Source organism: Paraburkholderia sp. AV2 (genome assembly GCF_054968425.1).
Window position 1 is genome coordinate 91025 of record NZ_JBANLK010000006.1, and the last position, 13599, is coordinate 104623.

Sequence of the window (13599 nt, forward strand, 5' to 3'; positions counted from 1 at the left end):
TCGATCCGCCTCAGTAGTAATAGCCGTGATGGTAGCCGCCATAGTAGCCGCCGGCCGGCACCACGACGCACCCGCTCAGCGCTGCCGCGAGCAATGCACCTGCAATGAGGGTAAGCGTCAGTCGTTTCACTTCATTCTCCCGTCGAGTCAATGTCTGTCGTCCTGGTGTGCCGTGTCTGGCTTCCGGACGATTCGATTGAACACGACGGCGACTTCGCCAGGCGTTGCAATTTGTAAGTAGCGATGTGACGCGTGTTACACGCGAGGCGCGATGTCCCACTGCGCCGCCGCGTACGCGGCACATTCGCCAACTCGCGGCGACACTTTTAACAAACCTGTAAACGAAAAACTACGCGAGAAGCCGTGCGAAAAGACACAAAAAAGGCGAGCGCGTGTCGCCTCCGTGTCGCGTCTGTGTCACTCACGCAGCCGAAACGGCCGAGCCTTGCAGCGATGCATCGGCACGCGGCGGATAGACTTCGCTAACGGCGTCGAGCGCAGCCTTCACAGGCGGCACGTGGTTGCCGTCTCCCACCGAAACCGATCTGCCTGGTGCACGCACGCCCGTATGTTCCGCCGACGTCGTGACGAAGATCATCACGGTGGGCTTCAGCAGCGCATGCGAGAGATGGACAAAGCCTGTATCGGTACCGACCACGAGTGCAACGTCCTCGATACGCTGCGCCACCTGCGGGACAGTCAGGCGCGGCAGGACAACGGCGCCAGGAACGATGGCGGCAATCTCTTCAGCCGTGGCGCGCTCATTATCCGAGCCCCACGGCAGTTCGATGCGCAGGCCGCGCGACTGCAGATCGCGGCAGAGTTCGCCCCAGTGCGCGACAGGCCACTTCTTTTCGTCTTTCGACGTTGCATGGAAAATCAGCGCGGTCGGCCCTTCGGGCGCGGGCAGCGCCGTCCCGTCGCGCGGGATGCGCATGTTGAACACAGGCGGCGTATCGATCGTATAGCCAAGCGCTTCGCCCGCGCTGATGCGCATGCCGAGCCAGGCATCGGTTCTCGGACGCGGTCCGAAACGCCCGTTGTACGCGAACGCCGCGCCGCGCTCGCCGAGATCCTGCGAGAGATAGCCGAAGCGTCGCTTCGAGCGCGTCAGCGCAGCGATGATGGCGCTCTTGTACACGCCATGAATGTCGACGACGGCGTCGTAGCGCACGGCGCGCAATTCGCCGATCGAAGCCCAGATGGCTTTCAGGTCGCTCCACTTGCGCGTCTTCTTGAAGCGGCGCAGCGGCGCGCAAAGCACCCGGTCGACGCCAGCGTTCCAGCGCACGATATCGGCAAACGATTCGTCCGAGGCCCAGTCCACCGTTGCACCCGGAAACTCGCGCTGTATGTCGGCCACCACCGGTAATGCCTCGACGATGTCGCCCAGCGAGGTCACCTTGATAATCAGAAACCGTTTCATTGTCCTGCCGGCTCGCTATCCATGAATTTTTTCGAGATTTTAACGGAATGCCGGCATCGTCAAGCAGATGATCCGGGCAATTCCCCAGCGATACATCGTGCCCTTGTTTATCGCGGGTAAAAGAACGGTCAGGGAAATCTCGCAGCAATCCCCAGGGGCGGCTTGCACGGACCCGCCCTATAATTTCGTCTTTGCGCCCCAACAGAGCCCATGCAACCGGTAAGCCCCGACCTTTATTCGACCTTCGTGCGGCGCGCACGACGCTTGTGGCGGCAATACGGCGTGCTGTGGCTGGGCGCGGTCGCCGTGGGCCTCGTGGCCGTGTTCTACGCCCGCCTGATCGACTGGGGCTACAACGCCTTTCTGCACCTGCAGCGCGAGCACATCTGGCTGCCTCTCATCCTGACGCCCGCCGTCGCCGCGGTCTCGGTCTGGCTCACGCGTACTTTCTTTCGCGGCGCCGAAGGCAGCGGTATTCCACAGGTGATCGCCGTACTGCACGCGAGACCCGGCGAGTCGGGCGAGCGTCTGCTCACGCTGCCCATCCTGGCCGGCAAGATCGCCGTGTCGTTTCTCGGCATTCTCGGCGGCTTCACCATCGGCCGCGAAGGGCCGACCGTGCAGGTCGGCGCCGCGCTCATGTTCCACATGCGGCGGCTCTATCCGCGCTCGAACGTGCACATCGAACGCAAGCTCGTGCTGGCCGGCGCGGCCGCGGGGCTCTCCGCCGCGTTCAACACGCCGCTTGCCGGCATCGTCTTCGCCATCGAGGAACTCACGCGCAGCTTCGAAGCGCGCGCGAGCGGCGTGGTCATCACCACCATCATCATTGCGGGCGTGATCGCGCTCGGCCTGAACGGCAACTACACCTACTTCGGCACGATCCAGATCGGCTCGCACTTTCCGGACCTGCTCGCCGTTGCGGTGCTGCTCACCGCCGTCGTCACCGGCATCGCCGGCGGCATCTTCTGCTGGCTGCTGCTCAATACCGCGCGCTGGATTCCCGCGCCGCTGCGCAAGCTGTACGGCGAGCAGCCGGTCGCGTTCGCGGCGCTCTGCGGGCTCGTCATCGCCGTGATCGGGCTCGTCTCGGGCGGCACGACGTTCGGCAGCGGCTACGCGGAAGCGCGCGGCCTGCTCGACGGCCGCGAGCATCTGTCACTCGCGTATCCGTTCCTGAAGATGGCGTCGATGGTGGGTTCTTACCTGCCCGGGATTCCGGGCGGTATTTTCGCGCCGTCGCTGTCGATCGGGGCGGGCTTCGGCAACGCGCTGCACATGGTTTTCAGCGGCATGGAGCTGCAGATGCTCATTGCGCTCGCGATGGTCGGGTATCTCGCGGCCGTCACGCAATCGCCCATTACATCGTTCGTGATCGTGATGGAGATGATCAACGGCCACGCGCTCGTGATCTCGCTGATGGCCACGGCTCTGATCGCGAGCCGCGTCTCGCGCTTTTTCGCGCCGCCGCTCTACGAGACCTTGTCGCAGCGCTACACGGCGCCGCCGCAACCGGCGGCTGCGCCGCAGCCCGCCGCAGCCGATGCGGCGCCCGCCGACGTGCCCGAGCCGCTCAGACGCAACGAGCCCGACAGCACCACCGCGAACGAAACCTCCGGTCGCTGAAACGCTGCGGGCTCGCGCTCAAGCCATTTCCTCAGGCGCGCTTTCAGGCGTGCCTCTCAGGCAGCCTCGGCAGGCTGCACCTCAAAGCAGTCCCTCAGGCTGCCCAGTGGCCGTCGACCCAGTGCCAGTTCGGGCCGTGCGCCACCCAGTGACCGGGCACCCAGTGGTAGCCCACGCGCTCGCGCTGCCAGTGGCCGGCAATCCATACGTACTGGCCGTGATCCCACCTCCAGTGGCCCTTGTCCCAGACGTAACCGGCGCGCGGTGCCGGTACCACTTCGACACGCTCGGCGGGCGGCGGAACGTTCGGTTCGACGACGACGACTGCGGCCAAGGCCGGCGCGGCGACAGCGCAAACGCCGGCGGCGAGGAAGGCGCCCTTGGCGAGCATCAGGCGGAAGGACTTTTTCATAGGGATCACCCTTGTCAGTTGTTAGACGCCAGAGTTGGCGCTACTGCAATCAATGCGCGAACCCCGGTTTTCGCTGACATGAGCGGCATTACGAGCGTGGACGAAGTGAAACCGATTGTTTCGTGCAAGGCAAATGCAGGTTTTGGGGGTCGCCGATGGCCGGCAGGCGAAGGACGCGCGTGCCGAGGAGAGCCACCGCGGCGGCACGGAACCGCCGCTTGACTGCGAAAGTAAAGCGGGAGGAGATAAGGACAACAGCGAAGCGCGCCGGCGGCAAACCGGCACGCCTCGCCGCCCCAACCATCAGGCCTGCGGAATCTCGATCTTGACCTCGAGCACTTCGAGATCGTCCTGACGTTCGAGACTCACGCGGATATCGTCGTCGGAGATCTTGACGTATTTCGAGATCACCGCAACCAGTTCGCGCTGCAACGCCGGCAGATAATCGGCGGGCGGATGGCCGCCCGCCCGCTCGTGAGCGATGATGAGCTGCAGGCGTTCCTTCGCTACCGAGGCGGACTTCTTCTTCTCGCCGAGAAAAAACGAAAGAAACGACATGACGTGCGCCTCCCTTACTTGTTGCCGAAGAGGCGCTGAAAGAGGCCCGGCTTCTGGTAATCGGTGAAACGGAGCGACTTGTCTTCACCAAGGAAGCGCGAGACGACGTCCTTGTACGACTCGGCGACATCGGTGCCGTCGAGGTGCACGGCGGGCAGGCCCTGATTCGACGCGTGCAGCACGGCTTCCGATTCGGGAATCACGCCAATCAGCTCGATGCGCAAGATTTCCTGAATGTCGGTGAGCGAGAGCATTTCGCCTTCGCTCACGCGCTTCGGGTTGTAGCGCGTGATGAGCAGGTGTTCCTTGACGGGATCCGCGCCCTCGATCGCGCGCTTCGTCTTCGAGGAGAGCATGCCGAGAATGCGGTCCGAATCGCGCACCGACGAGACTTCCGGGTTCGTCACGATGAGCGCCTCGTCGGCGAAGTGCATCGCGAGCAGCGCGCCCGATTCGATACCCGCGGGCGAATCGCAGATGATGTACTCGAAGTCCATCTTGCGCAGGTCCTCGATCACCTTTTCCACGCCCTCCTTCGTGAGCGCGTCCTTGTCGCGCGTCTGCGAGGCCGGCAGGATAAAGAGGTTCTCGCACTTCTTGTCCTTGATGAGCGCCTGGTTCAGGTTCGCTTCACCCTGGATCACGTTGATGAGGTCGTACACGACACGGCGCTCGCAACCCATGATGAGGTCGAGATTGCGCAGGCCCACGTCGAAGTCGATGACCGCGGTCTTGTGGCCGCGCAACGCGAGGCCCGATGCGAAGCTCGCGCTCGTGGTCGTCTTGCCCACGCCGCCCTTGCCCGAAGTCACCACAATGATTTTTGCCATTCCCTTAACCTTGTGTTCGTCAGTTTCTTCAGTTTGGTCCCATCGCACGCCGCCGTCCCGGCTTCTCCCGGCGCGTCAGGTGAGCCTCAACGGTTCGATCAACAGCTTTTCTTCGTCGTCCAGCCGGATCTGCACCGGCTTGCCGGCCACCTCGCCGGGAAGCGGGACTTCAGTCGTACGGTAGATGCCCGCAATCGAAATCAGTTCCGCCTCGAGACACGTGCAGAAGATGCGCGCGTCGTGGTTGCCGTGCACGCCCGCCAGCGCGCGGCCGCGCAACGGCGCGTAGATGTGAATATTGCCTTCGGCGATGACTTCCGCGCCGTTCGAAACGAGGCCAAGCACCACCAGGTCGCCCTTCGCGTAGATGCGCTGGCCCGAACGCAGCGGCCGGTCGACGACGAGCGTCGGCTCCGCACGCGCGGCGCGCGCGGCCGCGTCGCCGGCTGCCGCCGGCGTATCGGCAGGCGGCTCGCTCGCGGGGGGGAAAAGTTCGGGTTGCGCGAGCGCGGGGGACGTTGCCTGCGGCTCCACGGCGGCGGCGGCCGTGGTCACGGTAGCGGCCGGCGCGTCGGCGGCATCCGCCTCCTCCGCGGCCGTTTTGGCGCTCGCGCCGCGGCGGTCGCGCGCTTCGAGGAGCGGCAGGCCGGCCTCGGCGGCCCATGCGTGCTGCGCGGAATGCGCCACGACGCCGACCGGATGCATACGCACGCTCTCGAGCAGGCGCACGATGTCGCCAAGCGCGACCTGCTCGTTATCGCCCAGGCGCCGCACGTCGATGGCAACCGTGTCGTTCGCGAAAAATTCGGGCGTAGCTTCGAAGCGCCGCGTGAGTTCGGCGCGCATGGCATCCAGCTCGGTCGTCTTGACCACGAACAGAAGCGTATCGACTGAACCGCTCTTCAGTTCAAAATATGGCGATTTCCTGGGCGACATGGCGTTCGGCGAAAAATTTTGCGTATTTTACAGGCGTCGACGCGCACGGCCATTATTTTTAGCGGTTAAATCAGGAGCCGGTAATCCGGACCCCTCTCGCACCACGCGTGCAAACGCGAGGAAAACACGGCGTGCGCGTTCGTGCACGGGGGGCGTACCGGTGAGGGAACGATGGAAGGCGCGCGGGCCACGGCGCGCCGGGAACGCTAGTTCGATTGGGCTTGCACTGCGTCTGGTGCCCGACTGCCGACGTCGCGCATGAGCAGCGTTTCCCATTGTTCGGGCGAATGCTTGCTGCGCGCGTGATCGCCGGTCGCAATGAAGCCGAAGCGCTCGTAAAAGCGCATGGCGGTCGTGTTGTTGTCGGTGATCCAGGCGTAGACCTGCGCGGTGCCCTCGGCAACGAGCCAGTCGATCGCCGCGTTCAACAGCAGTTCGCCGCCGCGCAGGTGCCGTACGGCCGGCGCGACCCACAGCGCCGAAACGAAGGCCCGGCTTGCCGGCGCGCTCTCGAAGCTCGCGCCGATCAGCCCGGCGGGATGGCCTTCGGTGTACAGGATGAACGAGGTGACGGAATGCGAGTCCGCATAGCGGGCCGCCGCCGCATCGAAAACCGCCGCATCGGCGGAAAGCGCGTCTTCGAGCGTGGCATCGCCGAACGCGTAGGGCGCATCGCGCAACGACGCAGTTCTGAGCTCGCGAAGCACCGCACCCTGATCGGCGGCGATACGGCGAACGGTCAGTGACGGACTCATGCAGTCGTAAACCCCTATAAACCAGTAACGCGTAGCTTTAACCGAACTCGCCTGGGAGTCAAATCCTTATTTGACAAAAGTAGCCGTTCGTCGCGCCGACGCTTCACGACAGCCCCGGCACGCACGCGGCGCTTTACAGACGGCCCCGCAACAGTCATGTCCTCGCGAGAATCAGGGCGACTCGTAGTCGCCGGTACCGTCCGGCCAGGGCGTGAGGAGCTCGTAGCCTTCGTCGGTGACGGCGACCATGTGCTCCCATTGCGCCGAGAGCGAGCGGTCCTTCGTCACCACCGTCCAGCCGTCGCGCTGCACGGCCGTGCCGGCGCGGCCCGCGTTGACCATCGGCTCGATCGTGAAGACCATGCCGGGCTTCAGGCGCAGGCCATGCCCCGGCTGGCCGTAGTGCAGCACTTGCGGCTCCTCGTGGTAGACCTTGCCGATGCCGTGCCCGCAGTACTCCCGCACGATCGAAAAACCGTCCGCCTGCGCGCGGCGCTGGATCGCGTGGCCCACGTCGCCGAGCGTCGCGCCCGGCCGCACTTCGCGGATGCCGGCCACCATCGCCTCGTAGGTCGTGTCGATCAGTTGACGCCCGACCGTGCTCGGCGTGCCCACGGTGTACATTCGGCTCGTGTCCCCGAAATAGCCGTCCTTGATCACGGCGACGTCGATATTGATGATGTCGCCGTCCTTGAGGATCTCGTTGCGGTTCGGAATGCCGTGGCAGACCACCTGATTGACCGACGTGCAGATCGTCTTCGGGAAGCCGAGGTAGCCCACATTGGCCGGCACGGCCTTGAGCGTGTTGACGATGAAGTCGTTGCAGATCGCGTCGAGGTCGTCGGTGGAGGCGCCGGGCCTGACGTGCTCGCCGATCATCGCAAGCACGTCTGCGGCCAGCCGGCCGGAGATGCGCAGCCGCTCGATGTCGGCGGCGGACTTGTAGGTGATAGCCATCTGTGGACCGAAGTACGCGCGGCGCCGCTCGTCGAGCCGCGCCGCCAGTTCAAGGCAAAGGAGAGATTGTACCAGGGGGCTGAAGCCCGCCAGCCTGCGGAATCGGATATGTCCGGCTTTCCGCGCCCCTGCTGCCCTCAAGAATGGGAAATATCTTACAACGCCAGGCGCAGAACGTCCTGACCGCGATCACCGCCCCACCTTCGCGGGTGGCTCTCGCGCTTCGGCCCGCGTGCATCGTCGTCGGCCGGACGCTACGCAGTCCCGAACATCCCGGCAATACGCCTATGCCATCAAAATGCGCCGCCCAAAGCAAAACCCCCTGCAGCCTTTCGGCTTGCAGGGGGTTTTTCGTATCTGGCGGAGAGGGTGGGATTCGAACCCACGGTACGGGGGAACCGTACGCCTGATTTCGAGTCAGGTACAATCGACCACTCTGCCACCTCTCCGGTGTCCAACTACCGCGGCGAGCACTGCAAACGAGTGTTGCAAAATTTGCCACTGCTGCTTTCACCGCGATTTCGTCAGCCCGGTCGTTGACTGGCGAAGCGAAGATTATAGAACATTCCACGACACTTTCCAAGTCCCCTTTCAAAAAAGTGGGGGCGAGGAAAGCGCCCTGTTCCGGAGAGCGTCAGGCGTTCGCTGCGAGACGCGCCACACCGCCCATGTACGGGCGCAGCACTTCGGGCACCGTTACCGAGCCGTCTGCTTCCTGATAATTCTCCAGTACCGCCACGAGCGCGCGGCCGACCGCGAGGCCCGAACCATTGAGCGTGTGCACGAGTTCCGGCTTGCCTTGCGCATTGCGATAGCGCGCCTGCATGCGGCGCGCCTGGAACGCTTCGGTATTCGAGCAGCTCGAAATTTCGCGATAGGTGTTCTGCGCGGGCAGCCAGACTTCGAGGTCGTACGTCTTGGCTGCCGAGAAGCCCATGTCGCCCGTGCACAGCGTAATCACGCGATACGGCAGGCCAAGCTTCTGCAGGATCGTCTCGGCGTGGACGACCATCTGCTCCAGCGCGTCATACGACGTTTCCGGCGCGACAATCTGCACCATTTCCACCTTGTCGAACTGGTGCTGGCGAATCATGCCGCGCGTGTCGCGGCCATACGAACCGGCCTCCGAACGGAAGCACGGCGAATGCGCCGTGAGCTTGATCGGCAGGGCGTTTGCCTCGACGATGCTCTCGCGCACCGTGTTCGTGAGCGAGATCTCCGACGTCGAGATCAGGTACTGCGTAACCGTGTTCTCAGCGCCGCCCTTCTCCACGCGGAACATGTCGTCGGCGAACTTGGGCAGTTGGCCCGTGCCGTACAGGATGTCCGGGTTGACGATGTACGGCGTGTAGGTTTCCGCATAGCCGTGCTGCAGCGTATGCGTGTCGAGCATGAACTGCGCAAGCGCGCGGTGCAGGCGCGCCATCTGGCCGCGCAGCATCGTGAAGCGCGCGCCCGAGAGCTTCGCGCCGGTCTCGAAGTCGAGGCCGAGCGGCGTGCCCACGTCCACGTGGTCCTTCACTTCGAAGTCGAACTGACGCGGCGCACCCCAGCGGCGCACTTCGACGTTGTCGCTCTCGTCCTTGCCCACCGGCGCGCTTTCGTGCGGCAGATTGGGCACGCCCAGCAGCAGGTCGGACAGGCTCGACTGGATCTCTTCGAGCTTCGCGGCCGACGCCTTCATTTCGTCGCCGATACCGCCCACTTCGGCCATCACCGCCGACGTGTCCTCGCCACGGCCCTTCATCGCGCCGATCTGCTTCGACAGGCTGTTGCGGCGCGCCTGCAGTTCTTCGGTGCGGGTCTGGATGGCGCGGCGTTCCGCTTCGAGCGCGGAAAAGGCCGCGACGTCGAGGGTGTAGCCGCGGTCGGCGAGGCGCTTCGCGACGCCTTCGAGGTCTTTGCGCAGCAGCTGGATGTCGAGCATGGGATTGTGAGACGCAGTTTCGTTGTGTGAAGTGGCAATTTTAGCGCACCGGCGCGCGGGGTCCGAGGGCGCCCGTCCCGGCGGCGTTCAGCTCCGGCGCTTCTTCTCGCGAATCTCGTCCTTGTGTTCCTCGCGCCATTGCGCGTCGAGTTCGGCAAGGCGCGCGAGCTTCTCGCCGATCTTGCCTTCAAGCCCGCGCGGCGTCGGCTGATACCAGCGCGGCTCGCGCATGCCATCCGGCAGATAGGTCTCGCCTGCCGCATAGGCGTCGGGTTCGTCGTGCGCGTAACGGTATTCGTGACCGTAGCCCAACTCCTTCATGAGCTTGGTGGGCGCGTTGCGCAGATGAACCGGCACGGCGCGCGACTGGTCCTTGCCGACAAAGCGCCGCGCCTCGTTGTACGCCATGTAGCCCGCGTTCGACTTGGGCGCGACGGCCAGGTAGATCACGGCCTGCGCGAGGGCGAGCTCACCCTCGGGGGAACCGAGGCGCTCGTAAGTCTCGGCGGCGTCGAGCGTGATGCGCCCCGCGCGCGGGTCGGCCAGGCCGATGTCCTCCCACGCCATGCGCACGATGCGCCGCGCGAGGTAGCGCGGGTCGGCGCCGCCGTCGAGCATGCGGCAGAACCAGTAGAGCGCGCCGTCCGGGTTGCTGCCGCGCACCGACTTGTGCAGCGCGCTGATCTGGTCGTAGAAGGCGTCGCCGCCCTTGTCGAAGCGGCGCAGATTCTCCGCGAGCGCACTGCCCAGCAGCGCCGTGTCGATTTCCGTGGACTTCTGCTGCGCGGCGGCGCGCGCCACGATTTCCAGATTGTTCAGAAGCTTGCGCCCGTCGCCGTCGGCCGAGCCGATCAACGCTTTCTTCGCCTCGTCCGCGAAGGTGAGGCCGCCCAGCTCCGCGCTCGCGCGCTCGAGCAGTTCGCCCTGCTCTTCCTCGCCGAGGCTCCGCAGCACGTACACCGCCGCGCGCGACAGCAGCGCGCTGTTCACTTCGAACGAGGGATTTTCGGTCGTCGCGCCGACGAACACGAACAGGCCCGATTCCACGTGCGGCAGGAATGCGTCCTGCTGGCTCTTGTTGAAGCGATGGACTTCGTCGACGAACACGAGCGTCTGATGGCCGTGCGCGCGATGCAGTTGCGCGGTCTCGACGGCCTCGCGGATGTCCTTCACGCCCGAGAGCACCGCCGAAAGCGCGATGAATTCGGCGTGAAAGGCGTCGGCCATGAGGCGCGCGAGCGTGGTCTTGCCGACGCCCGGCGGCCCCCAGAGGATCATCGAATGCGCTTCGCCGGACTCGAACGCGACGCGCAACGGCTTGTTGGGCCCGAGCAGATGCTTCTGGCCGATGACTTCGTCGATGGAGCGCGGGCGCAGCCGCTCGGCGAGCGGTACGTTGGCACGGGTTTCTTCGAACATGAGGTTTTCGCGATAATGTCGGCTTTTCGGCGCGACCACCCCAAAAGAGGGAGCGTCGGCCGCGCCAGATGCAATCGTGCATTATGACAGTGTGCGGCGGCGGGGCGAGGCGCACCAGGGCAAGCCGCCGCGCCGCGCAGGATCAGACCCCGAAAATACCAAAATCATTCGACGACACCAGAGGACAATTTTCCCGATGACCCAGGATTCACCCGCCGGCGCAGCCGGCTCCACCTACGCCCCGCTCCTGCCGGTGCCCGACGCGCGCCGCCAGTTCCGCACCGGCGACGCCTTCGCGCTGTGGTTCTCGCTCGGCATCGGCCTGCTCGTCGCCCAGGCGGGCGCGCTGCTCGTGCCGGGCCTCTCGCTGCCGGCCGCCTTCGCGGCCATCGGCATCGGCACCGTGATCGGCGTGGTGCTGCTCGCGCTCGCGGGCGTGATCGGCACGGATACCGGCCTCGCCGCCATGTCGTCGCTGCGCCCCACGCTCGGCGTGCGCGGCGCCTCGGTGCCGGCCATCATCAACATGGTGCAGCTCGTGGGCTGGGGCTCGTTCGAGATCATCGTGATGCGCGACTCCGCCGACGCGCTCGCGAAGCAAGCCTTCGGCTTCTCGGTCCCGCTCGTCTGGACGCTGCTGGCCGGTCTCTTCGCGACGCTGCTCGCCGTGAGCGGCCCGCTCTCGTTCGTGCGGCGCTTTTTGCGTACGTACGGCATCTGGCTGCTGCTCGCGGGCGCCGCGTGGCTCACGTGGAATCTGCTCGCGCGCCATGACCTGGGCGCCCTGATGCGTCGCCCCGGCACGGGCGACATGCCGTTCGGCAGCGCGATCGACCTCGTGGTGGCGATGCCGCTCTCGTGGCTGCCGCTGATCGCCGATTACACGCGCTTCGGCCGCCGCGCCGGCGAAACCTTCCGCGGCACGCTGGTCGGCTACGGCATCGCCAATCTCTGGTTCTATGCGCTCGGCGCGATCTACGGCCTCGCGGCGGGCGGCGGCGACGCCCTGCTCACCTCGGCGCTCGCGCAGGCGGGCGGCGGCTTCGCGCTGCTGCTCGTGCTGATCGACGAGATCGACAACGCCTTCGCCGACATTCATTCGGCCGCCGTCTCCACCGGAACCTTCTGGACGCGCGCGAGCGTGCCCTGGCTCTCGGCGGCGTTTGGCGCGATCTGCACGGTAATCGGCATCGTGGTGCCGATGGCGCGCTACGAAAACTTCCTGCTCTTCATCGGCTCGGTGTTCGCGCCGCTCTTCGGCGTCGTGCTCGCCGATCACTTCGTGGTGCGCCGTCGCCGCATCGAACCGGAAGCGCTTGCCGATCTGGGCGGCGTCTACGGGTATTCGGGCGGCTGGCACGTGAGCGCGTTCGTGGCGTGGGTGATCGGCTTCGGCGCTTACCAGGCGCTCAATCAGTGGCTGCCGAATCTCGGTGCAACGCTGCCGTCGCTCGTGATCGGCGCGCTCTGTTATCTCGTGCTTGCCAGTCCCCGGCGTGCGGCTTACGCCTGACGCCGTTATCTGTGCCTGACGTTTGAATCCACGCCGCGCCGCAAAGCGCGGCGTTTTCATTTGCGCGGACGCGATGCGTTAAAAAAGCCACGTTGCGAATCGCTCGCAACGTGGCTTTCTTTCCGGTGGACTCGTTTTACGTTCGCGCCGCGCTCAACGCATCATTCGCAATGGCCGCAGCCGCCGTGCGCCGCCTTCTCCGATGCGGGCAGCTCCTGCGCCGCCTCCGCGCGAATGCCGAGCCGCGCAAGCAGCTTGCGGTCCGCCTCGGCCTGCGGATTGCTCGTAGTGAGCAACTGATCGCCGTAAAAGATCGAGTTCGCGCCGGCCATGAAGCACAGCGCCTGCAGCGCCTCGTCCATCTGCTCGCGGCCTGCCGAAAGCCGCACCATCGCCTTCGGCATGGTGATGCGCGCCACCGCGATCGTGCGCACGAACTCGAACGGATCGATCGGCTCGGTGCCTTCGAGCGGCGTGCCGTGCACCTGCACGAGGTTGTTGATCGGCACCGATTCCGGATACGGCTCCATGTTCGCGAGCTGCGCGATCAGGCCCGCGCGCTCGCGGCGCGACTCGCCCATGCCGACAATGCCGCCGCAGCACACGTTGATGCCCGCGTCGCGCACGCGTTCGAGCGTGTCGAGGCGGTCCTGGTACGTACGCGTCGAGATGATCTGGCCGTAGAACTCCGGCGACGTGTCGAGGTTGTGGTTGTAGTAGTCGAGGCCCGCGTCGGCGAGCGCCTTCGCCTGATGCGTTTCGAGCATGCCGAGCGTCACGCAGGTTTCGAGGCCCATCTCCTTCACGCCGCGGATCATGTCCTTGATCGGCTCCAGATGGCGGTCCTTCGGATTGCGCCATGCCGCGCCCATGCAGAAGCGCGTTGCGCCGTTGTCCTTCGCGACGCGCGCCGCCTTCAGCACTTCGTCGACGGCCATCAGCTTGTCGGCTTCGAGCCCGGTGTCGTAATGCGACGACTGCGGGCAATAGGCACAGTCCTCTTCGCAACCGCCCGTCTTGATCGACAGGAGCGTGGAAAGCTGCACGGCGTTCGCGTCGAAATGCTCGCGATGCACCTGCTGCGCGCGGAAGATCAGGTCGTTGAACGGCAGCTCGTAGAGCGCGGCGACGTCGGCAACGCGCCAGCGTGCCGCCGCGTCCTGCGCTTCGGCCGCTGCGGCCGCCGCCTTGGTCTTGCCGAGGCCGGTGATGTCGATGTGGGTTTGCGTCATGGTGTCAG

The 13599-nt window shown here is 65.4% G+C and carries 12 protein-coding genes and 1 tRNA gene; 2 read left to right on the forward strand and 11 right to left on the reverse strand.

Translation table 11 applies throughout. From position 1 onward, the window contains the following. Positions 1 to 421 precede the first annotated feature (421 nt). Positions 422 to 1426, reverse strand: coding sequence for a lipopolysaccharide heptosyltransferase I (waaC, locus tag V8683_RS06770; protein ID WP_411188865.1), 1005 nt, complete (start codon positions 1424 to 1426; stop codon positions 422 to 424). A gap of 210 nt (positions 1427 to 1636) precedes the next feature. Here waaC and V8683_RS06775 point away from each other — a divergent pair, with 210 nt between their 5' ends. Continuing rightward, a complete protein-coding gene (locus tag V8683_RS06775) occupies positions 1637 to 3052 on the forward strand; it encodes a chloride channel protein (protein ID WP_411188863.1) in 1416 nt (471 codons plus the stop codon). A gap of 94 nt (positions 3053 to 3146) precedes the next feature. On the opposite strand, the gene V8683_RS06780 is transcribed toward V8683_RS06775, so the two are convergent. From V8683_RS06780 to V8683_RS06820, 9 genes are all read right to left on the reverse strand, one after another. After that, positions 3147 to 3464: a hypothetical protein gene (locus V8683_RS06780; RefSeq protein ID WP_411188861.1), complete on the reverse strand. Its 318-nt coding sequence runs from the start codon at positions 3462 to 3464 to the stop codon at positions 3147 to 3149. Positions 3465 to 3767: 303 nt separating this feature from the next. Continuing rightward, entirely contained in the window at positions 3768 to 4022 is a 255-nt protein-coding gene (gene minE / locus V8683_RS06785; protein ID WP_028215841.1) for a cell division topological specificity factor MinE, read from the reverse strand. Positions 4023 to 4036: 14 nt separating this feature from the next. After that, positions 4037 to 4852, reverse strand: coding sequence for a septum site-determining protein MinD (gene minD / locus V8683_RS06790; RefSeq protein ID WP_411188860.1), 816 nt, complete (start codon positions 4850 to 4852; stop codon positions 4037 to 4039). Between the two features lie 75 nt (positions 4853 to 4927). Further along, the gene (gene minC / locus V8683_RS06795; protein ID WP_411188858.1) at positions 4928 to 5788 is read right to left on the reverse strand and encodes a septum site-determining protein MinC; all 861 of its coding nucleotides are present in this window, start codon (positions 5786 to 5788) and stop codon (positions 4928 to 4930) included. A gap of 206 nt (positions 5789 to 5994) precedes the next feature. After that, the gene (locus V8683_RS06800) at positions 5995 to 6543 is read right to left on the reverse strand and encodes a GNAT family N-acetyltransferase (RefSeq protein ID WP_411188856.1); all 549 of its coding nucleotides are present in this window, start codon (positions 6541 to 6543) and stop codon (positions 5995 to 5997) included. A gap of 171 nt (positions 6544 to 6714) precedes the next feature. Further along, the gene (map, locus tag V8683_RS06805; RefSeq protein WP_411188854.1) at positions 6715 to 7500 is read right to left on the reverse strand and encodes a type I methionyl aminopeptidase; all 786 of its coding nucleotides are present in this window, start codon (positions 7498 to 7500) and stop codon (positions 6715 to 6717) included. Between the two features lie 358 nt (positions 7501 to 7858). Continuing rightward, positions 7859 to 7949 (reverse strand) — tRNA-Ser (locus tag V8683_RS06810). 185 nt (positions 7950 to 8134) lie between these two features. Beyond that, positions 8135 to 9427, reverse strand: a complete 1293-nt coding sequence (serS, locus tag V8683_RS06815) for a serine--tRNA ligase (protein ID WP_411188853.1) — start codon at positions 9425 to 9427, stop codon at positions 8135 to 8137. A gap of 87 nt (positions 9428 to 9514) precedes the next feature. Then, positions 9515 to 10846: a replication-associated recombination protein A gene (locus tag V8683_RS06820; RefSeq protein WP_411188851.1), complete on the reverse strand. Its 1332-nt coding sequence runs from the start codon at positions 10844 to 10846 to the stop codon at positions 9515 to 9517. Positions 10847 to 11042: 196 nt separating this feature from the next. Between V8683_RS06820 and cytX the strand changes: the two genes are divergently transcribed. Then, the gene (cytX, locus tag V8683_RS06825) at positions 11043 to 12359 is read left to right on the forward strand and encodes a putative hydroxymethylpyrimidine transporter CytX (protein ID WP_411188849.1); all 1317 of its coding nucleotides are present in this window, start codon (positions 11043 to 11045) and stop codon (positions 12357 to 12359) included. Between the two features lie 161 nt (positions 12360 to 12520). Here cytX and bioB read toward each other — a convergent pair whose 3' ends face one another. Then, a complete protein-coding gene (bioB, locus tag V8683_RS06830; protein ID WP_411188847.1) occupies positions 12521 to 13591 on the reverse strand; it encodes a biotin synthase BioB in 1071 nt (356 codons plus the stop codon). Between the last annotated feature and the right edge of the window lie 8 nt (positions 13592 to 13599).